We start from the raw sequence: 24,386 nt of genomic DNA, 5'->3' as shown, positions 1-24,386 counted from the left end.
CCCGAGGCGGGATCTCGCCTGCTTCCGGGAGCGCGCACACAAACGGCCGTCACACAGCGTACCAGGCGGCTCAGGAGGTGAGCGCCCGGATGGAGTGGTAGACGTCGAAGACCGCCAGGCAGAGCGGCAGCAGCGTGAGCAGCACGAAGGTCTCGGCGATCTCCAGGAAGCGGCCCCAGAAGGGGGTGACGCCCTTGCGCGGCACGATCAGCCCGATGGCGGTGAGGAGCGCGGCGACGCCGGCGATGGCGGCGGAGAGCCAGACCGTACGGATGTCGAGGGCCGTGCCGTCGCCCTTCAGGGCCTCCAGGAGGAGCTCCACCGGCGGGTTCAGCGCGAGGCCGAGGCCGAGCAGGACGAGGGAGCCGAGGCCGGCCGCGAGGGCGCAGCCGACCTGCGCGGTGTAGCGGAAGAGGTGGGCGCGCATCAGCATCGCGACGCCGGTGGCGAGGGCCAGCAGCTGGCCCCACACGGTGTCGGAGAAGCCGAGGACCGCGGCGGAGCCGACGGCCACCAGGGCGCAGCCGCCGACGAGGCCGACGAGCAGCTCGTGGCCGCGGCGGGCCTGGGCGGCGATCCGGGCGGCGTCGACCGGGCCCTGGGGCTCGGTGTCGGAGCCGTATCCGCCGACGTTGGTCCGGGGCGGTTCGAAGCCGATGGGGAGGCGGGCGAAGCGGGTGGACAGGCCCGGCAGGAAGGCGAGCGCGCCGACCGCGAAGGGGGCGCAGACCGAGGCGGTCTCGGCCGGGGTGAGCTCCGTCAGGATGGCGGCGAAGCCGACGAGCACGCCGACGGCGGAGGCGAAGACGAAGGCGACGAAGGGGCCGTCGCCGCCGGGGGAGACGATCGTGAGGATCACGGCGCAGACGAGGACGGCGGTGCAGGCGAGCAGGAACTGGAGCTTGCCGATGCCCTGGCCGTCGGCGAGGGCGAGCAGCCCGGAGCCGGCGACGGCGGCGTTCGCCATCGCACCGGTGCCGAGGGCCACGGCGGAGCCGCGGTCGTCGTAGACGCGGGCGCGGACGGAGGCGAGCGCGAGGAGCAGGACGCCGGTGACGCCCGCCAGGATGCCGGGCAGGCCGTGCATGTCGTGGCGGGGCTCCGCGGTCCAGAGCACGAAGGCGAGCAGGACGAGGAGGATCGCGCCGCCGAAGAGCCCGGCGCCGCGCATCAGGGCGTCGGACCACAGCGTGCGGTCCTTGGAGACGGCGGAGGCGACCGCGTCGGAGACGTCGTCGAAGACGGCCGGGGGCAGCGACTCGGCGAAGGGGCGCAGGGACAGCAGCTCGCCGTCGAGGATGCGCTGGGCGGCCAGCGAGCGGCCGCCGTCGAGGACGGTGCCGTCGCGGCGCACCAGGTGGTAGCCGACGGGGGCGCCGGGGGCCGGGGTCTGGCCGGAGAGGCGGAGCACCTCCGGGTAGAGGTCGGCGAGCGCGACGTCCTCGGGCAGTGCGACGTCGACGCGGCCGTCGGGCGCGACGACGGTGATCCGGCAGAAGCCGGTGCCGCCGTGGAACACGGTGGTGGGAGCCGACTGGCCGGCTCCGCCGGCCGTGGCTGGGGCCGTCATACTCACCTGCTGCTTCCCCTCGTGGTGATCCTGTCCGGCGGGTTCCGGGCCGACGCCCCGGGAGGGGGCCGGCGGCCCGGGACCGCGGGTCCTGCGCGGCGTGGAACGCCGGTCGTACCTGGCGCGGGCCGCCGGTCCTGCGCGGCCCGGAACGCGGTTCGGGCGCCGTGTCCGCGCGCTGCGGATGTTGCGCTCCGAATGACCCGATTTTTGCGATAGTTCATGGCCACGCAAATATTTCGGGCCACCCTACCGCCCACCCGTGACCCCGCACCAAAGTAGGATCCGTCCCCGCGGACGGATCCTGTCGCCACGGGGGCGTCTGGAGGAACTTTCCGTCCGGCAACGGAAATTGGTGAGCTGTGAGCCAGATCGTCGTCAAGCGCCCACCGCGGGCCCTGCCGTCCGAAGTGCCTGACGAGCAGGTGCAGTTGCAACCCCCTCCGGAGCTGCCCCGCGGGCAGCAGGAGGGCGCGCTCATGCAGCTCCTGCCGATGCTCGGCATGGGCGGCTCCGTGGTGTTCTTCTTCATGACGCCGAACCCGATCATGCGGATCATGGGCATGGTGATGATCGCGTCGACGGTGGCCATGGCCATCGCGATGCTGGTCCGCTACCGGCGCGGGACGCAGGGGCAGCTCGCCGACATGCGGCGCGACTACCTGAAGTACCTGACGCAGACGCGGCGCGCCGTGCTGCGGACGGCCCGCCTCCAGCGGGACGCGCAGTTCTACCTGCACCCGTCGCCCGAGCAGCTGTGGGCGCTGGTGGCCGAGGGCAGCCGGATCTGGGAGCGGCGCATCGGCGACCACGACTTCGGTCAGGTCCGCGTCGGCCTGGGCAGCCAGCAGCTGGCGACCCCGCTGCTCGCCCCCGAGACGGCGCCCGTGGACGAGCTCGAACCGCTGACGGCCGGGGCGATGCAGCAGTTCCTGTCGGCGCACGGCACCCTCGACGGCCTGCCGATGGCCGTGTCCCTGCGCGCCTTCTACCACCTCACGGTGAGCGGCGAGCCGGAGGCGGCCCGGTCGACCGCCCGCGCCATGGTGGGCTCGCTGACCGCGCTCCACTCCCCCGAGGACCTCGTCGTCGTCGTCGCCACCGGTGACGGCGCGGCGCCGTCCTGGGAGTGGGCGAAGTGGCTGCCGCACGTGCAGGCGTCGGGTCCCGGTGACGGCGCGGGCAGCCGGCGGCTGATCACGACGGACGCCCGGGAGCTGGAGGACCTGGTCGCCGGGCGCCTCGACGGGCGTCCCCGCTTCCAGGGCCCCAACCATCCGCTGCTCGACTTCCCGCACCTGGTCGTGGTGCTCGACGGGCAGTCGGTCCCGCAGACCTCCGCGCTGGCCTCGCCGGAGGGCATCCAGGGCGTGACGATCATCGAGGTCGTGCAGGGCCGGGGCGCCGGCGCCCGCGGCGACCTGTCCATCGTCGTAGAGGGCGGCGCGCTGCGGCTGGAGTCGGGGCACGGGCACGTGTACGACGGCAGCGCCGACGAGCTGAGCCTGGACGCGGCGGAGGCGCTCGCCCGGCAGCTCGCGCCGCTGCGGGTGGCGAGCGGTTCGGACGACGACGAGCCGCTGCTGGCCAACCTCGACTTCACCGACCTGCTGAACCTCGGCGACGCGGCCTCGGTCGACGTGAGCCGCACCTGGCGCCCCCGCTCCCGGTCGGAGCGGCTGCGCGTGCCGATCGGCGTGGGCGAGGACGGCGTCCCGGTCATGCTGGACCTCAAGGAGGCCGCGCAGGAGGGCATGGGCCCGCACGGCCTGTGCGTGGGCGCGACGGGTTCCGGCAAGTCGGAGCTGCTGCGCACGCTGGTCCTCGGCCTGGCGGTGACGCACTCCTCGGAGACGCTGAACTTCGTCCTCGCGGACTTCAAGGGCGGTGCCACCTTCGCGGGCATGTCCCAGATGCCGCACGTCGCGGCGGTGATCACCAACCTGGCGGACGACCTCACGCTGGTGGACCGGATGGGCGACTCCATCCGCGGTGAGCTCAACCGGCGCCAGGAGATGCTGCGCGACGCGGGCAACTACGCCAACATCCACGACTACGAGAAGGCGCGCGCGGCCGGCGCCCCGCTCCAGCCGATCCCCTCGCTCGTCCTCGTCATCGACGAGTTCTCCGAGCTGCTGACGGCGATGCCGGACTTCATCGAGATGTTCGTGCAGATCGGCCGGATCGGCCGGTCGCTCGGCGTGCACCTGCTGCTGGCCTCGCAGCGCCTGGAGGAGGGCCGGCTGCGCGGCCTGGAGACGTACCTCTCCTACCGGATCGGTCTGCGCACCTTCTCCGCGGCCGAGTCCCGGGCCGCGATCGGCGTGCCCGACGCCTACTCGCTGCCGAACGTGCCGGGCTCGGGCTACCTCAAGTACGGCACCGACGAGATGGTGCGGTTCAAGGCCGCGTACGTCTCCGGCACGTACCGCACCGGCCGGCACCAGGCCGCCGCGGGCGGGCCGCTGCCGGTGGACCGGCGGCCGGTGCCCTTCACCGCGGCTCCGGTGCCGGTGCGCTACCTGGAGCCGGCGGCGCAGGCGCGGGTGCCCGAGGCCCGGGAGGCCGAGGACGACGCGCTGGCCGACTCGGTGCTCGACGTGATCGTGCGCCGGCTGGAGGGGCGCGGCGTCGAGGCCCACCAGGTGTGGCTGCCGCCGCTGGACAACCCGCCGCCGCTCGACGCCGTCCTGCCGGGGCTCGCGGGCGTCGAGGGCCGGGGCCTGACGCAGCCGGGGTACGAGGCGGCCGGACGGCTCGTCGTACCGCTGGGCGTGGTGGACAAGCCGTACGAGCAGCGCCGCGACACGCTGTTCCGGGACTTCTCCGGCGCGGCCGGTCACATGCAGATCATCGGCGGTCCGCAGTCCGGCAAGTCGACGCTGCTGCGGACGCTGATCTCCGCCTTCGCGCTGACGCACACCCCGCACGAGGTGCAGTTCTACGGCCTCGACTTCGGTGGCGGCGGCATGGCGTCGGTCGCGGGGCTGCCGCACGTCGGCGGCGTGGCGTCCCGGCTCGACCCCGAGCGGGTGCGGCGGACGGTGGCCGAGGTCTACGGCATCCTGGCGCGGCGCGAGGAGTACTTCCGCAGCGCGGGCGTGGACTCCATCCAGACCTTCCGCCGGCTGCGGGCCCGGGGCGACATCTCGGTGACCGACCAGCCGTGGGGCGACGTCTTCCTGCTGATCGACGGCTGGGGCAACTTCCGCACCGAGTACGAGGGGCTGGAACCGGCGGTCGTCGACATCGCGGCCCGCGGTCTCGGCTACGGCATCCACGTGGTCATCACGGCCTCGCGCTCCATGGAGGTCCGCGCCAACCTCAAGGACCACCTGATGAACCGGCTGGAGCTGCGCCTCGGCGACACGATGGACTCCGAGCTGGACCGCAAGATCGCCGCCAACGTGCCGACCGGGGTCCCCGGCCGCGGTCTGACGCCGGAGAAGCTGCACTTCATGGCGGCCGTGCCGCGCATCGACGGGATCAGCTCGGACAGCGACCTCGCCGAGGCGACGGCCGCGATGACGCAGGAGGTCACGCGGCACTGGACGGCGCCGGGCGCGCCCGAGGTCCGGCTGCTGCCGCGCGAGCTCGACGCGCACACGCTGCCGGCGGGCTACGCGGAGCCGGGCCGGGGCGTCGCCTTCGCCATCGACGAGAACGCCCTGGAGCCGGTCTTCGTCGACTTCGACCGCGACCCGTTCTTCCTGGTGTTCGGCGAGAGCGAGTCCGGCAAGTCGAACCTGCTGCGGCTGATGATCAAGCAGGTCTCCGAGCGGTACGACGGGGCGGCCGCGAAGTTCTTCGTGATCGACAACCGGCGGGCGCTGCTCGACGTGACGCCGGCGTCGCACCTGGCCGAGTACGTGCCCATGTCCAACAACATGGACCACCACGTCGACGCGCTCGCCGACCTGATGCGCCGCCGCTCGCCGTCCGCCGACGTCACGGCCCAGCAGCTGCGCGACCGCAGCTGGTGGTCGGGACCGAACCTGTTCGTGGTCGTCGACGACTACGACCTGGTGTCGACGTCGAGCGGCAACCCGCTCGCCAAGCTGACGGAACTGCTGCCGTTCGCGCGGGACGTGGGCGTCCGCTTCATCATCGCCCGCAGCGCGGCGGGCGCCAGCCGCTCGTCGTACGAGTCGTTCATGCAGCGCATGATGGAGCTCGGCGCGCAGGGCGTCCTCCTCTCCGGCGACCCGCAGGAGGGCGACGTCCTCGGCGGCGTCCGCATGCGCCCGATGCCGCCCGGCCGGGGCATCTACGTCTCCCGGCAGCGGGGCAACCCGCTGGTGCAGACGGGGCGGATGCCGGAGCTGTAGCACGGGGAAAAACGACCGCGCTGGACACCTGGGAAGGGCAGCGCGAGGCCGGTGGGTGACGGGCGGCGACCGCCCTGCCACCCACCGGCCTGAAGTCCGTCCGGACGGACGGAACACCAGGACGACACGGGGAGGAACCACGACATGGCGTGGGACGAATGGGAGCGGCTGAAATCCACCGCCGCGGATCAGGGCTCGACACGGATGCAGCTCAACCGGGTGCCCGACGAGCGGGAGGAAGGGGCTGCCGGCGGCGGTGCGAACGGTGACCTCACCGTCGACCACCAGGACCTCGTGGCCGTCGGGAACAGCGCGTTCAAGCTGTTCGAGGGCCTGGGGAACCACGGCCGCGACGCCTGGTCCAGCAGCCAGACGGCGGCCAAGGACCTCACGACGCAGGAGTTCGAGCTGGGCGGCGCGCTGCACGTGGTGCAGGACCGGTGGGAGAAGTCGCTGAAGACGCTCCTGGACGCGTGCGCGCACATCTCCAACCACATGGACTTCACGCAGAACGCGCACGCCGGCGACGAGTACCACATCGCCTCGACCGTCAGCAGCATCGCGACCCTGGACAAGGGCTTCGACGAGGGGGTGAAGCGCTGATGGACCTCGAAGCGCTCCGTCACGGCAACTTCGCCTCGCTGGGGACGGCGATCGCCGACTGGACGAAGGTAGCCGAGTACCTGAAGGGCTACGAGAAGGACGCCCGCGAGGACCTCAAGGCCAAGGCGGACCGGGCCAAGTGGAGCGGTCTCAACGCCGCGGTGTCCCGGCAGTTCATATCCAAGACGGCGGGCGAGTTCGCGGACGCGCTCGCGCAGGCCACCAGCATCCGGGACATCCTCAAGGACACCCGCGACGAACTCGTGAAGTACCGCGACGAGCTCAACCGGGCTATCGACCGGGGCTGGGACAAGAAGCTCTCGGTGGTGGGCGAGCAGGGCGGCGGCTTCCGGGTCTTCGTCAGCGTCCACCCCGAACCGCCCGACAGCCAGCAGGCCGTGGACGCCCTCCGCGACGAGCTCCAGGGCATCCTCACCAAGGCGACCACGAGCGACTCGACCGCCGCGCGGGTGCTGCGGGCCATCGCGGAACAGGCCGACTACGGCTTCTCCGGCGTCTCGTACCAGGACCGGGACTCCGCCGCCGAGGCGATGCAGCGCGCCGACGACCTGGCGAAGCTGGCCAAGGACCCCGAGAAGATGTCGAAGGCCGAGCTGAGGGAGTTCAACGACACCCTGGCGAAGTACAAGGACGACCAGCTCTTCTCGGCCCGCTTCGCGACGCAGCTGGGGGCCAAGGGGACCCTGCAGTTCTGGACCGAGATGTCGGACCTCCACATGGGTGCCCGGGACGGGGAACTCAAGCAGATGGAGGAGTTCCAGAAGAACCTGAGCATGACGCTCGCCACCGCGACGCTCTCCGACGCCGACGCCATGCAGACCTGGAAGAAGGACCTCGTCGACCAGACGGACAAGAACTTCGTCTCGGACGCCAGGAACCTCCCGGGGCGGACGGTCGGCGCGTACGGCTCCCAGGTGATCAGCAGCCTGATGCACCACGGGAAGTACGACGCCGAGTTCCTCGACGCGTACGGCAAGAAGCTCATCGCGCGGGACATGGCGCCGGCCGGCAGCCCCGGCATGGGCACCAACGACCTGTGGAAGAGCGACAACCACCAGCTCACCGACCTCGTCTTCGGCAAGGACGACGGCCGCGACCCCCTGGTGGGCCTCATGGGCGCGCTGTCCCACAACCCCGAGGCCGCCACGGACACGTTCGACGACAAGCAGGTCCTCGAACACGTCCTGCAGAGCATCAAGTACACCGACCGGGACGGCGCGGTCGGTCACGCGCTGGAGGCCGCGGTGATGGGCGTCGGCGTCGGCGAGACGCCCACCGGCCCGGCGCCCCACACGAAGACCCAGGTCGAGATCATGAACAACGTCATGCATCTCGTGGCCCAGCCGGACGGCGGCAAGGACCTGGTGAGCAAGGGCATCGGGGACAGCTTCGGGAACATGGCGAGCGCCTACATGCCGGAGATCAGCAGGACGATGGCCGGCGAGGGCGCGGAATCGATCTTCCTGACGGACAGTGCCGCCCCCGACGGCCTCAACCGGCTGGACACGACACGGTTCCTGTACGAGGTCGCTCAGGACCCGAACGGCCGGGCGGGCATCGTCATGGGGCAGACCGTCTACACCGCCAGCCTTCTCGAGGCGCACATCTCCCACCCCGAGCTCTTCGACGGCGGCCCCGAGAAGGCCGTGAAGACGATCGCGGAGAGCAGCGGGCTCATCCAGGGGATCGTCGGACACGCGAACGCCGACGCCGCCATCTCGGACGCGCTCGCGAGCGAGAAGGAACAGAACGACTCGCTCAAGACCAAGGGCGATCTGATGAAGGGCATCGCGGGCGTGGGGATCGGCGCCGGAGCGGCGGCCCTGGCCCCCGCGGGCATGGTCGGCGCAGTGGCCTCGGCGACGGCCGGAGGATACTTCGGCGCCATCGCCGGAATCGCCATCGACCGCATGATGGAGGGCCAGCAGGCGTCGGGGGCCGCGGACCGCTCGATCTACGCGTCGGGACACGAATTGAACGACTACCAGGACTCGGTTCTCCGGCAGACACAGGAATCGGCCGTCGAATCCATCGAGAAGTACGGGTCGAAGCTGCCCCCGGAATCGACCAGGAACGACATACGTGACGCGGTCAACGACGGATGGCGCGACAGCGACACGGTCCTCGAGGACGCCCACCACCGGCCCGCCTCATGACGGGGCGGGCAACGGGAACCGTGCCGGGTACTCTCAAGAAGCGTCTGCGTGTCGCGGGAATCGCCGCCGCCACCGTCGTCCTCGCCGTCTGCGGCGTGCTCGGCTACGTGGAGGTCTTCACCAAGGGGATCGACCGGCTTCCCGAGAAGCCGTGCGCGGGGGCCGTCGACCGGGACCTCGCGGCCCGTGCCCTGCCTTCCGCCCGGAAGGCCGAGGAACGCGGGAAGCTCACGACGTCCTCGGCGCTCGACACCTTCACGTACTGGTGTTACGTACGGACGGACGAAGCCCTCATCTCGGGCGAGGCGCAATCCGGCATCGCCACGGTCGACAGCTGGCGGAAACGGCACTCCTCACCGGGAGGGGAGGAGTCCGGGTCGCTGTCGGTGAACGGCGTTCACGTCAGCGTGCGGTCCGAACCCGCCACGGCGTTCGTCTACATCCCGTGCACCACACCGCGGCACGCCGGCGACGGCCACGACGCGCACTCGCTCACCGCGGAGGCCCGGACCGTCGGCGAAACACGCGCGCAGGGCGCCGAACTGCGCCAGATACTGGCCGACTTCGCCTACCAGCTCGCCCGGCACGCGTACCGGGTCGGCGAGTGTCAGGAGCCTCGGGAATTCCCGGACGAGCTTCCCCGAATCGGATCCAACTAGCGCGAACCGCAAGGAGTGTGGGTACCCATGGCATGGGACGAGTGGGAGCAGCTGAAGTCTTCGGCGGCCGAGCGCGACTCGGCGAAGATGCAGCTCAACGGGTTGCCGCCGGAGGACCGGCCGAACGCCGGCAGCGCCTCGGGCGGGTTCCTCAAGGTGGACCAGCAGGACCTGGCCGCGATCGGGAACGAGGCGTTCAAGCTGTACAACCGGCTGTGGAAGGAGGCGCGCGTCACCTCCACGGACTCGGCGGCGTCCGACCTCAGCGGGCAGGGGTTCGCGCTCGGCGGGGCGCTGTCGCACGTGTCGCTGCGGTGGGACAAGCAGCTGGGTTCGGTGATGGACGCCTGCGCGCTGATCTCCAACCACATGGACTTCACGCAGAACGCGCACGCCGGCGACGAGATCTTCATCGAGCGGCACGTGAGCAGCATCCAGACGCTCGACGCGGGCTTCGACGACGACTGGGCGAAGGCGGGCAAGCCCAACGAGATCTACAAGCCGGACCCGAAGGCCAAGAAGGACTGATCCGGTGGGACGGCAAGACGGGAAGACGGGGAACAACTGATGGACTTCGAAGCCCTTCATTCGGCGAACTTCAAGCTGCTCGACGACACCGTCGGTGACTGGACGAGCATGCTGAGCAAGCTGGAGGCACTGAAGAAGGACGCGAACGACGGCCTGCACAAGAAGGCCCTCACGGCCGACTGGGCCGGCGACAACGCGGTGATCTCGCGCGAGTTCGTGGGCAAGACCGCCGGTGAGTTCGGTGACGCCGTCACCCAGGCGACGTCGATCCGCAACATCATGCAGGACACGCGGGACGAGCTGAAGGCGCAGCAGCGCCTGCTCAAGGACGCGATAGAACGCGGTCGGGGCAAGAACCTCACCGTCACCGTGAACGGCGGAGGATTCACGGTCAGCGAGAACCCCGACAAGAAGGCCCCCGGCGGCCAGACGGACGTCGACGGGCTCGCGAAGGAGCTCCAGGGCATCCTCAACACGGCCACCGAGATCGACAACAGCGCCTCCACGGCCCTGAAGGCGCTCGTCGACCTCACCGACCACGGCTTCTCGGACGCGACCTACAAGGACCGCGACTCGGCGGTCAACGCGGTCAAGGAGGCCGAGAAGCTGGCGGCGCTCGCGAAGAAGAAGCCCAGGGACCTCACCCCGGAGGACTTCGACGCGCTCAACAACGGTCTGAAGCAGTACGCCAACGACCCCATCTTCGCCGAGCACTTCGCGACCACGCTGGGCCCCAAGGGAACGCTCGACTTCTGGGCCGGCATGAACGACCTGCGCGAGACCCACAAGCTCCGTGACCGGTTCGACCAGATGGACGACCTCCAGAAGAACCTGAGCCTCACCCTCGCCACCGCGACCCAGGCGGACTCGCCGGAGATGTCGCGGTGGAAGTACGACATGATCGCCGCGGGCGACCAGCCGCTCTCGAAGAACAGCACCACCCAGGGCTTCCAGGTCATGAGCAACCTGATGCGCTGGGGCAACTTCGACGACCAGTTCCTCAAGGACTACGGCACGAAGCTGATCGACGTCGAGAAGAAGGCCTCCGACAACGGCCGTCACGTGCCGATCGTGTGGCAGCGCATGGGCATGGACCCGTGGCTCAACCGCACCGGCACCGACACCGGCTCCGACCCCATGACCGGCTTCCTCGCCGCCCTGTCCAACAGCCCCGACGCCGCGACCGACTTCTTCAACTCGGACTTCGTCACGAAGGACGAGGACCACGACTTCAAGGAGGAGGACGGCAAGAAGGAGAAGCGCGCGCTCACCAACTTCGACTACCTCTTCGAGGAGCGCGACTGGCCGCAGGAGACCAACGACAAGGGCAAGGACAGCACCGAGGGCCGCAACAACCTCGCGATGGCCCTGGAGGCCGCGACGACCGGCCACCCCGCCGGCCAGATGCCCACCGAGGAGACCCCGCCGCACAGCAAGGACCAGGCGGAGCTCATGCAGAAGATCGTCGCCTCGGTCTCCGACGACCCGGAGCGCCTCACCAAGCACAGCTACATGTCGGACAGCATCGGGCAGATCACGTCCGAGTACCTCCCCGACATCAACCGGGCCATGTCGGACGACAGCCGCGGCAACACCGACAAGCTCTATCCCATCGGCGGGACGCCGGCGGACCTGGACCACAAGGACGTCACCCGTCTCCTGGTCACCCTCGGGCAGGACCCGAAGGCCAACGCGGCGGTCGAGGTCGGCCAGGCGGCGTACATGGGCAGCCTCATGGACTACCACCTGAACCCGAACACGCCCGAGGACCAGCGCTACCCGCAGTCGCCGCAGGACACCATCGAGGAGATCTCCCGGCGCTCGGCCGAGATCGGCGGCACGCTGGCCGTGGGGCAGCAGGAAGCGATCGTGGGCCCGGCGGCCAAGGAGGCGAAGGACTTCACGGACTCCGTCGCCCAGCAGAAGAACGCCTGGTCCGGCGCGATCAGCACCGGCATCGGCGTCGGCGTCAGCTTCGTCGCCACCCCTGTCGGCGGCGCCGTCGCCAGCGGTGTCTCCAGCACCGTCAGCTCCATGGTGCTGGAGCACATCTTCCAGCAGTCCGAGACGGACGTCCTCAAGGAGTCCGGCCTCAAGGCTGCGGACGTCTGGGAGCACGCCAAGGAGAAGAACATCGACATGAGCCAGTACGCGGCGGAGCAGGCCGCGAAGGCGCACAACGTGCCCTACGGGGATCAGGTCACGGACTGGGCGCGCATGGGAACCGACGACGGCTTCTCCGACGCCTCGGACAACGCCCGCCACATGGCCGACGACCTGGAGACCGAGATCCAGCCCGGCTGACGCTCCCCCCACGGGGTCGTGCCGCCCGGTGCGACACGACCCCACTGCCCCGCCGCCTCCGCCTCATCCGACCTCAGGAAGTACGTGAATGAAGTACACAAAGGCCGTGGCCGCCCTCGCGCTCGTCCTCCTCGCCTCCGGGTGCTCCCAGCCGGCGGAGGAGAAGCGGGCCTTCCAGGTGCCGTCCGCGCTGTGCGGTACGCCGGTCCCCGTCGAGTTGCTGTCTCCGGCGCTTCCCGCGAGCGGTGAGCGGATCGAGGAGGAGCGGAAGGACGGGGACGGCTACTTCACCTGCAAGGTCGCGGTGGACGGCAAGTCGGCCCTCACGGCGCGATGGGAATGGATGAAGGCGGGGAAGACGGCGCGGTCGGTGGCGTACGACAACCCGTACCGGGACCTGGCCGACGTCGAGAGCGAGGACAAGCGGTACGTCTACTCCGGCGTCGGCGGCGTCAGCCGCGTCACCTGCGAGCCCGTGGTGGCCCACCGCAAGGGCCAGGCCGAGCTGTTCGCGACGATCGCGCTCTCGGATCGCGAAGCGCCCGCCCCCGAGATGAAGAAGCTGCTCCTCGCCTACGCGGAGGCCCTCTCCGACTCGTCGGAGTGCGTCCAGAAGTAGGGCCCGCAGAGGTCCGCGGGAACGCGACAGGGTGGGCGCCTCCCGTGCACGCCCACCCTGTTCGTTCGCCGTACTGCCCGCGCGGTTTAGAAGAAGCCCGCCGCGCGCTTGTCGCCCGACTGGTAGGCCGGGGCGGCCTGGCGGACGGCCTTGGAGATGCCCTGCAGGGCGTTGTGGATCGCCCGGGTCTCCTGGTCCCACTTCAGGTGGGCGCCGTCGGCGGCGGTCTTCGCCTCACCCTCCCAGGTGTTGGAGACCGAGCGGATCTTCGACTGGATGGCCTCCAGGGCATCGTCCAGACGCTTCGCCTGCTTGTCGATCTGGTTCGCCGCGTCGTCGAGCGAGGCGTACGTGACGAGCATGATGCCGTCGTTGCCGGCCATGGTCCCTCCGGGTGTCGTTGGTGTCGTTCAGGTGGGGTGGTGCAAGGGCTCCGACGCGGAGGTCAGAGACCGGCGATGCCCGAACGGGCCGCCTTCTCGGCGCCCGCGTCGCCGGAGAAGCCCGCGGTCACGTCGACGCCGCGCAGGGCCGCCTCGACCTCGTCGTCGGTGTTGCTGGACGTCGTCCGGGTGACCTGGATGGCCTCCTGGAAGTTCAGCATCAGCTTGGCGATCCGCACCATGCCCTGGTTGATCTCGGTCTGCTTGGCGTCGAAGGCGCCGGCGCCGATGCCCTTCCAGCGGCCTTCGAGGCTGTCGATGACGCCCTGGAGGGCCGTCAGCTGGCCCTTGACGTCATCGAACTTGCGGGTGAGCTCGTCCTGGAAATCCTTGAGACTCTGATCGCCAACCTTCAAGACTGACATGTGTCGCTCTCCCTTTCTCGGGTTCTCTGTTGAGCCGCGTCCCCGCGGTGCGCGCGGACGCAGTGAGGTGGTCTGTGGGCGTCAGGCGGAGCGTCGCCGACGCGCGAGGACGAAGCCCGCGCCCGCGAGGACGACCACCACCGCCGCGGCGATGCCGATGACGAGGCCCGTGCTGCTGCCCCCGTCCGCGTCCGCGGCCGCGCTCTCGGTGGAGCCTGCCACAGGTGCGCCGGACGTCGACTTGCCATCGGGGGCTTGTGTCGAAGCTGTTGCGGAGGGGGCGGTGGAGGTGGCGTCCGGGGACGAGCTCGCGCCCCCGGTGGCGGTGCCCGTGGGCTCGTTGGTCAGCGGGCTGATGTTCGCGTCGCCCGGCTTGCCCTCACCGCGGCTGATGTGGGCATTGGGGCGGACGATGCCGTGGCCGAGGTAGGTACTGACCGTACCCGGCTTCCAGTCGTCGCTCCGGGCCGCGGACTCGAACATGGCGCGAAGAACCTGACTGCCGGTCCAGTCGGGGTGCGCGGACCAGATGAGGGCGGCGGAGGCGGAGGCGATGGCGGCAGAGAAACTGGTGCCTTCGCTCGAGCAGTACTTCGTGAGGCTCTCGTTGCAGTAACCGGGAATCCGGCTGCCCGGTGCGGCGATGTCGATCGCTTCACCGTGCTGCGAGTAGTCGGCCACTACGCCGTCCGAAGTGGTCGCCGCGACGGCGACGACTTCGGGATAACTCGCCGGGTACTGCTTCTTGTTGCCTTCCTGGGCGTTGTTGCCCGAGCCTGCGAAGATCAGCTTGCCCTTGGCGTGGGCGTACTGGACCGCTTCCCTGCCCTCTTCGCTGTAGTAGTCGCTGGACATGGAGACGTTGATGATCTGTGCGTCGCTGTCGGCCGCGGCCTTGATCGCCTCCGCCATGTCCAGGGCGTTGACGGCCTGCTCGTTCTGCAGCTCGGTGTCGCTCACCCGGTAGGGGATCACCTTGGCGTCAGGCGCCAGTCCCCTGAGGCCGCCCTGTGCGCCTGAGCCGACGATGACCTCGGCGATGGTCGTTCCGTGGCCCCGGTAGTCGTCCGTCTCTTCGCCCTTGGCCTCAGAAGCGTCCCAGCCCTTGAGCACCTTGCCCTTGAGGGAAGCGGTGTCCGGATCGACACCGGTGTCGATGACGGCCACCGTGATGCCCGCGCCAGTCGCCTTCTTCCAGATGTCCTCGGCGCGCATGGCATCCAGGTACCACTGCTGCGACCGCGCATCGGCAGCAACCGCCGTCGGAGCGACCCCGACGAGTGCCGTCGCCAGCACCACGGTCGCCGTGGTGCCGAGCAGCGCTCGCCGGAGCCTGCCGCTCTCGATCATTCCTGCCGTCATCCTGACTTCCGAGCCTTCCGCGTGGTTAGTCGATCACCGGCGGCACGGCGCCGCGCCGACGGTTGTTCCAGGTCTCTTCGTCTTCCGTCAGGTAGTCGGGGCGCGAAGAACCTTCCCGCTCCTGTTCCTCACGGCCTGGGCGCTGGGTGCCGCGACCGCCCGTGCCGCGGGGCGTCCCGACCACTCCGTTGGAGCTGGGGGTGCCGCGGCCGGCGGGGCGCGGGGTTCCCTTGGCGTTGTTGGCGCCTACCACTCCGGCCTGGCTGGGGCGTGCCCCCGTCGCGCGGCCCGCGGCCGGGCCCTCGCTGCCGACGACCGTGCCCTTCGGGATCCGCGATCCGGTGCTCCCGGCCGTGGTGCGCTGCGGGGTGCCGCCGACGATGGGGTTGGACCGGGCCGAGCGGCCGGTGGCGGACTGCGCCGGACCCGTGGCGCGGCCGGTCTGCGGGGTGGTGCGCCCGGCCTGCGTCGCGGACTGCCCGGTGGCCTGCGGACCGGTCGCCCGGCCCATGGGTCCGGTGGAACGGCCCGTGGCGGGGTTGCTCGTCGGGTTGCCCGCGCGCCCCATGGCCGGGTTCGTCGGCCCGGTCGAGCGGCCCGTGGCGGGCGAGGTCATGGGGTTGCTCGCGCGGCCCATCGCCGGGGTGCTCTTCGGTCCGCCCGAGGAGCGGCCCATGGCCGGTGAGGTGCTCGGGCCGGTCGCGCGGCCCGTGCCCGTCCGGCCCGTGGCCGTACGCGGCATGCCCGGCGTGCTGGTGGCCTTGGGGCCTCCGGTACGGGGCGGGGTGCCGAGGGTGACCGGCGGGGGCATGGTGGGGCTCGTCGGGGACACGTTCGTGGGCGTGGTCGGGGTGGGCGCGGTGTTCGTGATCGTGGGCGCCGGAGGTGTGGCGACCGTGTCGATCTGGACCTTCGTGTCCGAGGGCTGCTGCCGGATGGGGTCGGAGCCGTCGAGCTGGTCGCCGGTACGGGGCTGCGTCTGGGTGGCGCGGTCCTCTACGGTGCTGATGCGCCCGGACGACTCTCGCGACAGGCCGTCGCGGGACGACGTGGAACCCGATTCCCCGGACTCCCCACCCCGGAAGACCCCTCCGGTCGGCTCCGGCACCCCTGCCTTGTACGCCTCCGGCGGCTTCGGCATCTCCTGGCCCTGCAGCGTGCTCTGCGACACCGCGTAGAACGACGCCAGGCGGTTCATCTGGTTGATGGCCTCCTGGCGGTCCTTCTCCGCAGCGACGGCCTTCTGGTAGTCCTCGTTCTTCTCGGCCTTCTCGACCTCGGTGAAGTCCGTGGGCTTCTTCTGGACGAGGCGGGTGTCGCGCGGCGGCTTCGCGTTGCGGACGGAGGTCAGGCCGGTGCTGGCGACCTTCATCTGGGCGCCGACCGCGTTGGCGACCTTGCCGATGTCCCAGGCGTAGGTGACGACCTCGGAGCCGTACCGCTGGAACTCGACGGCAGCCTCACCCTTCCACTCGACGCTGCCGACGAAGGTGTTCAGCTCCTTGGCCGCCGCGTTGAGGGACTTCGTGGCGCTCTCCAGGGCCTCGCCGGCCTGCTCCAGGTCGGAGGGGTTGGCGCTCTCAAGGAGATCGAGCATGTCGTTGAGCCGGTGGTTGTCGAAGGACGTCGAGCCGAAGACGCTGCCCTTGGGGCCGAGGCCGAAGGGAAGGATCTCGTCCAGCTTCTCCAGGACGTTCGTCGTCGCGTACGCCGACTGGATGTCGGCGGTGTCCTTCGCCTGCGCCTGCTCCTGCGGCGTCAGCTCCGGCTGCGGGGGTGTGCTCGGATTCGGGTTCTTCTCGTCACTCATCGGTCGTCACCCCAGGTTCTTCTTGCCGCTCCGGGTGCCCTGGCTCTCCTGCGCGGGCTGGGCGGGCTTCTTCTTCCGCGCCTCTTCCTCGCGCCTGATGGCCTCGGCTCGCTCCTCGCTGAGGCGCGATCGGATGTCATGGAAGCGCCGGCGCTGGTCCTCCTCCACATTGGCGTAGCCGACGTCGGCAGCGTGGACGCCGATCTGGAGGAGTTCGATCTGGCCGCTGAGGGACCTCGAGAGCGAGACGAGGGAGTTGTGGACCCGCTCGTACTCCGTGAAGAAGCCGTCCGCCTCGGCGAAGGCGATCCCAGTGCCGAGCGATCCGCGTGTCACGCGGTTCTGGCCCAGCTTCGACGCACCGCCTGCGCCGGACTCCAGGTCCTTGATGACGCCGTCGACCCGGTCGCGGAACTTCTTCAGTTCGCCGACACCGAGCTCGAGATTACTCGTCACTGTCGCCCCCGCCCCCGTCACCCGTCACGTGAAACACGAGCCATTCCTCCCCGTTTGCTCCTGCTGCCCTGCATTGCGATCGTGGCGACTCGCCATCCACCGATCGCGCGCTCACCACTCTAATGATTGCGACTGACAGCCCCAAGTCTCTTGTTCGTCACGAGACTTCTACAGTTCTCTTCTTCTCGGGACGCTATCAGCCGTGTGCGTCTGCAATGATCACCGGCCCGCCAGGGCCGCGCGTCTCCGTCGGTGGTCCCGCAGCGCGATGGCCGTGCCGGCGATGGCGGCGACCAGGACGCCGCCGCTGACGACGACGTAGGTGGCCAGGCGGGCGGCGCGCTGTTCGGGGGTCTCGCCTAGGTGGACGGCGGCCGGGGTCGGGGCCTCGGCGCGGGTGACGCCCTCGCTCGCTACGGGCTTCTCCAGGGGCTTGTCGTCCTCGGTGAGGGCGCGGACGGGGTCGACGACGCCCCAGCCGACGAGGCGGTCGTGGCCGGCGACCGAGCGTTCGGCGGTCTGCTGGATCTGGGCGACGATCTGCTCCTGGGTCCACGTGTCGTGCTTCGCCTTGATCAGGGCGGCGAGGCCGGCGACGTAGGGGGCGGAGAAGCTGGTGCCGTTGTCGGCGCAGTGGCCGCCGCCGGGGACCGTGGAGACCATGTCGACGCCGGGTGCGGCGATGCCGACGAAGTCGCCGGACTGGGAGAACTGGGCGCGTTCGTTGTTGCGGTCGGAGGCGGCGACGGCGAGGACGCCCTCGTAGGAGGCGGGGTAGGTGGCCTTGACGTTGCCGCCGAGGCCGTCGTTGCCCGCCGAGGCCACGACGACGATGTCCTGGTCCAGGGCCGCCTTGACGGCCTGTTCCAGGAGCGGGGTGGGCTTCACCGCGTTCGCCGTGTCCTGGGAGATGTTGATCACGTCCGCCTTCTTGGCGATGGCGTGGCGGATCGCGGTCGCGAGGGTCGTGGTGGTGCCGTTGCCGTCGGCGTCGTTCTGCTGGATCGGGATGATCGTGGCGTCCGGGGCGAGGCCGACGAAGCCGGTGCCCTTGGCGGGGCGGGCGGCGATGATGCCGGCGACCTTGGTGCCGTGGCCGACGGTGTCGGTGGTGCCGTTCTCCTTGCCGCGCTTCAGCTTGTAGCCGTTGGCGTCCTTGGCCTCCTTCGGGATCAGGTTGATCCCGCTCCTGGCGTCGACGGCCTTGGCCAGCTGGGGGTTGCGCACGTCGACGCCGGTGTCGATGACGGCGACGCGGACGCCCTTGCCGGTGGACTGCGCCCAGAGTTCGTCGAGCTGGACGCGCTGGAGGGACCAGGGGCGGCCCTCGTACTTCTTGCTGGGGTAGGTGCACTGGCCGCCGTCCTCCGCCGCCGCGGTGGGGGCGGAGGCGAGCGGCAGGCCGAGGGCGCAGAGCGCGGTCGCGGCGAGGACGAGCGGGGGGCGCCCGAGCGGGCGCGGGGGCGTGCTCACGAGCCCTGCGGCTGGCGGGCGCCGCCGGTGGAGAGGCGGGGGCCGGTGGGCAGGAAGGTGGACCACTCGGCGGGGACGGGCAGCGGCTCGATGTTCTTGTAGCCGAGGCGGTTCTGGGCCTGCTGGGCCTCCGCCTGCCGGGCCTGCTTCTCCTCCTCGGAGCCGGAGGAGCCGATGCCGGAGTCGTCGGTGGTGGTGTCGCCGTTGGACTGCATCGCGTAGCGCAGGCCGGTGTCGGTGACGAGGAAGAGGAAGCCGCTGGCGGTGGTGGAGCCCTTGAACTGGCGGAAGAGCTGGCCGGAGCCGGGGGTGACGTAGGCGCTGCTGGAGCCGGTCGGCAGGGTGGCGGGGAAGTCCTTGCCCGCCCAGGTGCTCAGGGTGGTGGTGCCCTTGTCGGGGTCGACCGAGCGGAGCACGTTGCAGACGGTGTTGCGGCTGCCCTCGTCGGTGCCCGCCTCGTTGACGGGGACGGGGACCGCCTCGGGCCACTTCTTGTCCTTGCCGAAGGCGTCGCCCGGCTGGAAGGCGCCGCCGCTGACCTTGGTGGCCTGGCCGGCCTGGCCGAGGTCGACGAGCCGGCGGCTGTTGAGGAGCAGCTTGGCGGTGAAGTCGGAGACGGGGGCGACCCGGTCCTGGAGCACGACGTACATCTGCTTGCGGGTGCCGTCGGTCGCGGAGAGCACCATGCCGACCTTGCCGACCTCGGGAGACAGGCCGCTGACGGACGAGGTGGTGCCGGGCTTGCCGGGGAGCTCGGGGAAGGAGATGGTGTCGCCCTTGTGCAGGGTGTTCAGCCAGGCTTCCGAGACGCGCTGGGCGGCGCGGCCCTGGCCGACGAGCTGGCGGAGCAGCAGTTCGTCCTTCTCGACGGGGTACGCGGTCCCCCGGGCGTCGACGACGAAGCGGGTGCGGTCCGGGCCCTCGACGTAGAGGAGTTCCCCGTCGGTGAGCCGTTCGGCGCCGTCGGTCTTGGCCTCCTCGCGCGCGGCGAGGACGAAGGCGGCCTTCTGGATCGCGCGGCCGCCCTCGCCGGGGCGTTCGCAGACGGCCCAGCGCTTGGCGGCGCCGGCCTCCTTCTCGTCGGGGAGGCGGTCGGGGGCGTACGGGATGCCGAGGGTGGCGCCGTGCGGGATCTTGCCGCTGTCGAGCACGGACTCGGCGACGGTGATGATCTTGTTCTTGTCGGGGTCGAGGAGCAGCTTCGCCGACGACATGTTGAGGACCGGGTGGAGCTGGAGCTTGTCGCCTGTCTTGAGGACCACGTACCGGGTGGTCGACTTGTCGGCGATAATCACGTTCTGGCCGGGCTTGTCCCAGTCCTTGGGGGCGACGGGCTTGAACATGCCCCAGGCCCCGAAGACGGCGAGGACGACCGCGCCGACGATCGCGCCGGGCACCACCGCGCGCAGCGGGCGCGGCGCGCCTTCCTCGGAGCCCGTCGAGTTGGGCTGCACGAACTGCGCGACCAATCTCCGCTTCGCGAAGGTGTAGGCGTTCAGTTCGTCGCGTCGTGATGCCATCTGATGTGTCGTCCCTCTCCCCGCCGGCCGACCAGGTTGCCACACTCGGCGGGTCCGTCCGCCGTCCCGCCGCCCCCTACTATGCCTGGCGGCACCCGTGTCTCACCGCTCAGGTAGGGTGATCGCCCGGTCAACGCCCAAGGGAATTCGGCTATTACGGACACGAGGGGGCAACGCGGCGATGGGTACGGCGACGCGTGCGCGCGACGGGCGGCGGACCAGCGGCCGAGCGCCTCAATCTTCCCGACGGCAACGCAGCAACGGGCCCGGTGAGTCATCCCGCGGCCCGGCGGCCGCGGGGGCCGTCCCGGCGACGACGACGCTCCGTCCGCTGTCCCGCACCGGCCGGCTCGGGCCGGTGCAACTCCGTCAGCTCGTGCTGGTGGAGGCGGCGCTCGCGCTGGTGGCCGTCGGCTTCGTGATGGGCGGGCTCTGGCTCGTCCCCACGTGCGTCGCCGCCGGCGTCCTCGTGCTCCTCGCGGTGATACGGCGCCGCGGCCAGGCCGTGCAGGACTGGATGGGGACGGCGCTCTCGCTGCGCTCGCGCCGCCGCGACACCGCGCCGGCCGGGCCCGACGCCGACCCCTCGCTCGCCCCGGTCACGGAGAGCGTGCGGGGCTTCGGCGCCCGGCCGTACGTCGACCGGAACCACCGCACCGTCGGCATGCTGGGCGACGGCTCGTTCCTGACCGCCGTGCTGCGCGTCGAGGCGAGCGGTTCGGCGCTGCGGCCGGTCTTCGGGGCGCGCGCCTTCCCGCTGAGCCTCCTGGGCGACGCCCTGGAGGTCGACGACATCGTGGTCGAGTCGGTCCAGCTGGTGCAGCAGGTCCGGCCGGCCCCGGCGCCGCACCTGCCCCAGCAGTCCGTGGCCCGGCTCTCGTACACCCCGCTCCAGGAGCGGACCGGCGCGCCCGCGCTGCGGCTGACGTGGGTGGCGGTGAAGCTGGACCCCGAGCGCTGCAAGGAGGCGGTCGCGGCGCGCGGCGGCGGTCTGGAGGGCGCGCAGCGCTGCCTGGTCCGGATCGCGGACCACCTGGCGAGCCGGATCACCGGCGCCGGGTTCCAGGCGGTCGTCCTGGACCAGGAAGAAGTCAACTCGACGATCGCGACGGCCGCCTGCACGAGCCCGCACGCCGCCGCGCGCGCGGGCCGGGCGGACGCGGCCCCGCAGCGGCGGACGGCCGAGACCTCACGGGTCTGGCGGTGCGACGACCGCTGGCACACCACGTACGCGGTCGGCCGCTGGCCCGAGCTGGGCCGGGGCGCGGCTCCGCTGCCCCGGCTGGTCTCGCTGCTGACCTCGGTGCCCGCCTACGCCACGACGTTCAGCCTCACCGTCCGGCGCGGCACGCGGCAGGGCGTGATGGAGGTCGGCGGCCACCTCCGGGTCACCGGCGGTTCCGACAACGAACTGGTCCGGGTGCGCCGGACCCTCGAACAGGCGGCGCGCACCGCGAAGGTCGGGCTGACGCGGCTGGACCGCGAGCAGCTGCCGGGCGTGCTGGCGACGATGCCTCTCGGAGGTGCCCGATGAGGGGACGCGGTGGAGCGGTGAAGGGGCTGCGCGGTCTGATCGGCCCGCGGCACGCGGGGCACACCGTCCCGGCGGCCGAGCTGGGCGCGCTCTCGCTCCCGGTGGGCGACGACGGCGTGGTGATCGGCGAGGACTCCGAGGGCCGCTCGCAGCTGGTGGGCTTCCACCGCTCGACGCCGTACGACGTCCTGCTGATCGGCGGTCTGTGGACGGCCCAGGTGCTCGCGCTGCGGGCCGCCGCCACCGGCTCCCGGGTCGTGGTGGAGACCGGCCGTCCGCACGCGTGGGTGGGGCTCGCGCAGGCGGCGGGCGCCGGCCTGGAGTGCATCACGCTCCACGACGTGGGCCGGGTCCCGCCGCTGGGCGCGACCGTCGGCAGCCCGGCCGTCGTGGTGCGGGACTGCGGCATGCGGCCGCCGCGGGGGCGGGTCGTCTCCTCGCCGTGGCAGTCCGTGCTGACGCTGCTGCCGTACCTCAGCCCGGTCGCCCCGCGGCTGATGCGCGCGGCCACGCTCGTCGGCATCCAGCGGGTGTCGCCGCAGGAGGCCCAGCAGACCGGGCGCATCCTGGGCCTGACGCAGACCGAGGTCGACGCGCTGCCGACGCTCGGGGACGGCGTGACGCTGTGGTGCGCGGGCGGCGAGCGGCACTGGGTCATCACCCACGCGACGGACGCGGAGTCGGGCCTGCTGGGCACGGCCCGCCGGATGGACTGACGGAACCCGTCGGTCCGCCGGGTGCGATCGGCCGAAGCCGCCCCCGCGCGGGGCCGGTTTCCCTAGTATTTCTCCTGGTGGCACGGGCGGGCCCAACTCCCCCGCGCCACGGGACACATGGTCCGCCGACAGGCCGTGAGCGAAAGGAACTCCCATGGGGAGCGCGCAGGAGAAGGACGAGTTGTACGCCCTCGACATCTCGGACGTCGAGTGGATCGGCGCCCCCGGCACGAGCCCGGACGAGGAGCGCGTCGAGATCGCGCACCTGCCGGGCGGCGCCGTCGCCATGCGTTCCTCGCTGGACCACGGCACCGTGCTGCGCTACACGGAGGCGGAGTGGACGGCGTTCGTGCTCGGCGCGCGGGACGGCGAGTTCGACCTGCGCTGAGCCGACGGTCCCGTCCCCCGGCGACGGGGCGGTGACGAACCGGCGGTCGCGTGCCCGGGATCGGGCGCGCGGCCGCCGGTTCGTCACATCACCCGTTCGGGCGGGGACCCGGGCGGGCGGAGCGGTACGAATGAGGGCGCCTTGCCCCCTCTCGTGCGGTTTCGCCCGGGGCGGTTCCTCACGCTCCGCCGCACCGGCGTCACCGTGGCCCCGCTCGGGGGCGGAGGGACGGCCTCCGGGAGAGGACGGGCCTGCCGCCGCGGCGGCGGGGGCGTTTAGGGTGGGTGGGGGCGCGGCGGAGTATCCCTCGGAACGGTCGCCGGGTCCGAGGGGAGAGCCGGTCCGACCGGCAGCGAACGGTGGCCCCGACGCACGACGGCACAAGGGTGCTCGACCACACCAGGAGGCAAAGTGAACGGCGATCGGGACGACATCCGCGGGGGCTGGAACGTGCCCGCCGACGAGTCCGACGCGGATCCCGCCGAGATGACGGGTGAGTTCACCATCGACTACACCCCGCCGGCCTGGTACACGCAGAACGCGCCGGGCGGTTCGGGCGACGGCGGTGTCACTCCCCCTCCGCCGACGGGCGCGCCGGTCCCGGTGCCCGGGGTGCCCCCGGGCGGCTTCCAGCCCGGCTGGACGCACACCCCGCCGCAGCCCGCGCCCGGCCAGGTGCCCGGTCAGCAGCCCCCCGTGCCCGGGCCGTACGGGGCGTACGGCTCCGAGGCCGCCGCTCCCGGCATGCCGCCCGCGCCGCCCGCCTACCCGGCGCCCGCGCCCGCGCCCGTGCCCCACCAGATCCCGGGCCAGTACCCCGGTCAGCAGGCCCCCGCGCCGCACGGCGGGTACGGCACCGAGGCCGCGGCCCCCGGCGCTCCCGCCTACCCCGCCCCCGCTCCGGCGCCCGCGCCCGGCGCGCCCTTCGGCGGCGGTGACGTGGACAGCGGCGCCACCATGCGCTTCAACCCGGCGGCGCAGCCGGTGCCCGCCCCCGTGCCCGCCCCGGCGCCCGACCCGACGGCCGGCCCCCTCCCCGGCTCCCCCGAGGCCGCGGGCCTGGCCCGCGCCGACGTCACCCCGGCCCCCGCCGCCGAAGAGCCCGCCGAGGCGCGGGAGACGGCCGAGGTCGCCTCCGACCCGGCGCCTGCCGACGAGCCCTACGGTTCCGACTCCGCGGCGGAGGCCGAGGACCGGACCGGCCTCGATGCCGAGGCGGAGGCCGAGGCTGCGGCCGGAGGAGCGGAGACCACCCCCGACACCGGCGTCCACGCCGACACGGAGACTCAGACCGAGTACGAGTCCGAGACCGAGGCCGAGACCGAGGCCGAGGGCAGCCCGGACGCCGACGCGAACGCGAACGAAGCCGGATCCGAAGCCGAAGTGGCGCCCGTGGCCGAGGACGCTCCCGTCGACGCCGTCCCCGCCGCCGCGCCGCTGCCCGCCGAGGGCGTCGCGCCCGGCGCGCTGCCGCCGCTGCCGCCGGAGTTCCCGCCCGCCTCCCCCGACGCCCACGCCCACGCCCACGCCC

General features: G+C 71.6%; 19 protein-coding genes. 11 read left to right on the top strand and 8 right to left on the bottom strand.

Going from position 1 to position 24,386, the window contains the following annotated elements:
• Positions 1 to 70: 70 nt before the first annotated feature.
• Positions 71 to 1,570, bottom strand: a complete 1,500-nt coding sequence (gene eccD / locus IE321_RS28790; protein WP_190225079.1) for a type VII secretion integral membrane protein EccD — start codon at positions 1,568 to 1,570, stop codon at positions 71 to 73.
• Between the two features lie 362 nt (positions 1,571 to 1,932).
• On the opposite strand from eccD, the gene IE321_RS28785 reads away from it, so the two are divergent.
• The 7 genes from IE321_RS28785 (at position 1,933) to IE321_RS28755 (ending at position 12,788) form a co-directional block, all read left to right on the top strand.
• Entirely contained in the window at positions 1,933 to 5,898 is a 3,966-nt protein-coding gene (locus IE321_RS28785; RefSeq protein WP_043230511.1) for a type VII secretion protein EccC, read from the top strand.
• A 144-nt stretch (positions 5,899 to 6,042) separates the two neighbouring features.
• A complete protein-coding gene (locus tag IE321_RS28780; RefSeq protein WP_190225078.1) occupies positions 6,043 to 6,501 on the top strand; it encodes a hypothetical protein in 459 nt (152 codons plus the stop codon).
• Positions 6,501 to 8,678, top strand: a complete 2,178-nt coding sequence (locus tag IE321_RS28775) for a hypothetical protein (RefSeq protein ID WP_190225077.1) — start codon at positions 6,501 to 6,503, stop codon at positions 8,676 to 8,678. Before IE321_RS28780 ends, IE321_RS28775 begins: the two co-directional genes overlap by 1 nt.
• Positions 8,679 to 8,698: 20 nt before the next feature.
• Entirely contained in the window at positions 8,699 to 9,337 is a 639-nt protein-coding gene (locus tag IE321_RS28770) for a hypothetical protein (RefSeq protein ID WP_190225076.1), read from the top strand.
• A 27-nt stretch (positions 9,338 to 9,364) separates the two neighbouring features.
• Positions 9,365 to 9,865: a hypothetical protein gene (locus IE321_RS28765; RefSeq protein ID WP_043230517.1), complete on the top strand. Its 501-nt coding sequence runs from the start codon at positions 9,365 to 9,367 to the stop codon at positions 9,863 to 9,865.
• A gap of 39 nt (positions 9,866 to 9,904) precedes the next feature.
• Complete coding sequence (locus IE321_RS28760; RefSeq protein ID WP_043230520.1) at positions 9,905 to 12,169, top strand: DUF6571 family protein; 2,265 nt, start codon at positions 9,905 to 9,907, stop codon at positions 12,167 to 12,169.
• 88 nt (positions 12,170 to 12,257) lie between these two features.
• On the top strand, positions 12,258 to 12,788 hold the full coding sequence (locus IE321_RS28755; protein WP_190225075.1) for a hypothetical protein: 531 nt from the start codon (positions 12,258 to 12,260) through the stop codon (positions 12,786 to 12,788).
• A gap of 86 nt (positions 12,789 to 12,874) precedes the next feature.
• Here the strand turns inward: IE321_RS28755 and IE321_RS28750 are convergent, their stop codons facing one another.
• The 7 genes from IE321_RS28750 to eccB form a co-directional block, all read right to left on the bottom strand.
• On the bottom strand, positions 12,875 to 13,171 hold the full coding sequence (locus IE321_RS28750; RefSeq protein ID WP_043230524.1) for a WXG100 family type VII secretion target: 297 nt from the start codon (positions 13,169 to 13,171) through the stop codon (positions 12,875 to 12,877).
• Positions 13,172 to 13,233: 62 nt separating this feature from the next.
• Positions 13,234 to 13,596, bottom strand: a complete 363-nt coding sequence (locus IE321_RS28745; RefSeq protein WP_043230526.1) for a WXG100 family type VII secretion target — start codon at positions 13,594 to 13,596, stop codon at positions 13,234 to 13,236.
• A gap of 81 nt (positions 13,597 to 13,677) precedes the next feature.
• Positions 13,678 to 14,946 (bottom strand): S8 family serine peptidase, encoded by a 1,269-nt coding sequence (locus IE321_RS28740; RefSeq protein WP_226651394.1) that lies wholly within the window; start codon positions 14,944 to 14,946, stop codon positions 13,678 to 13,680.
• A 37-nt stretch (positions 14,947 to 14,983) separates the two neighbouring features.
• Complete coding sequence (locus tag IE321_RS28735) at positions 14,984 to 16,768, bottom strand: hypothetical protein (RefSeq protein WP_190225073.1); 1,785 nt, start codon at positions 16,766 to 16,768, stop codon at positions 14,984 to 14,986.
• A gap of 6 nt (positions 16,769 to 16,774) precedes the next feature.
• Positions 16,775 to 17,224: a DUF2563 family protein gene (locus tag IE321_RS28730; RefSeq protein WP_308076546.1), complete on the bottom strand. Its 450-nt coding sequence runs from the start codon at positions 17,222 to 17,224 to the stop codon at positions 16,775 to 16,777.
• A gap of 219 nt (positions 17,225 to 17,443) precedes the next feature.
• On the bottom strand, positions 17,444 to 18,697 hold the full coding sequence (gene mycP, locus IE321_RS28725; RefSeq protein ID WP_190225072.1) for a type VII secretion-associated serine protease mycosin: 1,254 nt from the start codon (positions 18,695 to 18,697) through the stop codon (positions 17,444 to 17,446).
• Complete coding sequence (eccB, locus tag IE321_RS28720) at positions 18,694 to 20,217, bottom strand: type VII secretion protein EccB (RefSeq protein ID WP_190225071.1); 1,524 nt, start codon at positions 20,215 to 20,217, stop codon at positions 18,694 to 18,696. Before eccB ends, mycP begins: the two co-directional genes overlap by 4 nt.
• A 181-nt stretch (positions 20,218 to 20,398) precedes the next feature.
• Here eccB and eccE point away from each other — a divergent pair, with 181 nt between their 5' ends.
• From eccE to IE321_RS28700, 4 genes are all read left to right on the top strand, one after another.
• Entirely contained in the window at positions 20,399 to 21,751 is a 1,353-nt protein-coding gene (eccE, locus tag IE321_RS28715) for a type VII secretion protein EccE (protein WP_079022452.1), read from the top strand.
• Positions 21,748 to 22,467 (top strand): hypothetical protein, encoded by a 720-nt coding sequence (locus tag IE321_RS28710; RefSeq protein ID WP_043230540.1) that lies wholly within the window; start codon positions 21,748 to 21,750, stop codon positions 22,465 to 22,467. Before eccE ends, IE321_RS28710 begins: the two co-directional genes overlap by 4 nt.
• Before the next feature lie 154 nt (positions 22,468 to 22,621).
• Positions 22,622 to 22,855 (top strand): DUF397 domain-containing protein, encoded by a 234-nt coding sequence (locus tag IE321_RS28705; RefSeq protein ID WP_031014159.1) that lies wholly within the window; start codon positions 22,622 to 22,624, stop codon positions 22,853 to 22,855.
• 411 nt (positions 22,856 to 23,266) lie between these two features.
• On the top strand, positions 23,267 to 24,386 hold a 1,120-nt coding region (locus tag IE321_RS28700), incomplete at its 3' end, for an SCO5717 family growth-regulating ATPase (protein WP_268257435.1).

The sequence above is a fragment of the Streptomyces hydrogenans genome (genome assembly GCF_014656075.1).
Classification (GTDB): domain Bacteria; phylum Actinomycetota; class Actinomycetes; order Streptomycetales; family Streptomycetaceae; genus Streptomyces; species Streptomyces hydrogenans.
Note: the sequence above shows the minus strand (reverse complement) of the source record. Positions and strands in the feature narration are given on the sequence as shown.

Excerpts from the sequence above, each read along its gene's own strand:
- eccB (WP_190225071.1), bottom strand. The coding sequence starts at position 20,217 with ATGGCATCACGACGCGACGAACTGAACGCCTACACCTTCGCGAAGCGG.
- IE321_RS28780 (WP_190225078.1), top strand. The coding sequence starts at position 6,043 with ATGGCGTGGGACGAATGGGAGCGGCTGAAATCCACCGCCGCGGATCAG.
- IE321_RS28740 (WP_226651394.1), bottom strand. The coding sequence starts at position 14,946 with ATGATCGAGAGCGGCAGGCTCCGGCGAGCGCTGCTCGGCACCACGGCG.
- IE321_RS28755 (WP_190225075.1), top strand. The coding sequence starts at position 12,258 with ATGAAGTACACAAAGGCCGTGGCCGCCCTCGCGCTCGTCCTCCTCGCC.
- IE321_RS28750 (WP_043230524.1), bottom strand. The coding sequence starts at position 13,171 with ATGGCCGGCAACGACGGCATCATGCTCGTCACGTACGCCTCGCTCGAC.
- eccE (WP_079022452.1), top strand. The coding sequence starts at position 20,399 with ATGGGTACGGCGACGCGTGCGCGCGACGGGCGGCGGACCAGCGGCCGA.
- IE321_RS28705 (WP_031014159.1), top strand. The coding sequence starts at position 22,622 with ATGGGGAGCGCGCAGGAGAAGGACGAGTTGTACGCCCTCGACATCTCG.
- eccD (WP_190225079.1), bottom strand. The coding sequence starts at position 1,570 with ATGACGGCCCCAGCCACGGCCGGCGGAGCCGGCCAGTCGGCTCCCACC.
- IE321_RS28745 (WP_043230526.1), bottom strand. The coding sequence starts at position 13,596 with ATGTCAGTCTTGAAGGTTGGCGATCAGAGTCTCAAGGATTTCCAGGAC.
- IE321_RS28735 (WP_190225073.1), bottom strand. The coding sequence starts at position 16,768 with ATGAGTGACGAGAAGAACCCGAATCCGAGCACACCCCCGCAGCCGGAG.
- IE321_RS28765 (WP_043230517.1), top strand. The coding sequence starts at position 9,365 with ATGGCATGGGACGAGTGGGAGCAGCTGAAGTCTTCGGCGGCCGAGCGC.
- IE321_RS28710 (WP_043230540.1), top strand. The coding sequence starts at position 21,748 with ATGAGGGGACGCGGTGGAGCGGTGAAGGGGCTGCGCGGTCTGATCGGC.
- IE321_RS28775 (WP_190225077.1), top strand. The coding sequence starts at position 6,501 with ATGGACCTCGAAGCGCTCCGTCACGGCAACTTCGCCTCGCTGGGGACG.
- IE321_RS28760 (WP_043230520.1), top strand. The coding sequence starts at position 9,905 with ATGGACTTCGAAGCCCTTCATTCGGCGAACTTCAAGCTGCTCGACGAC.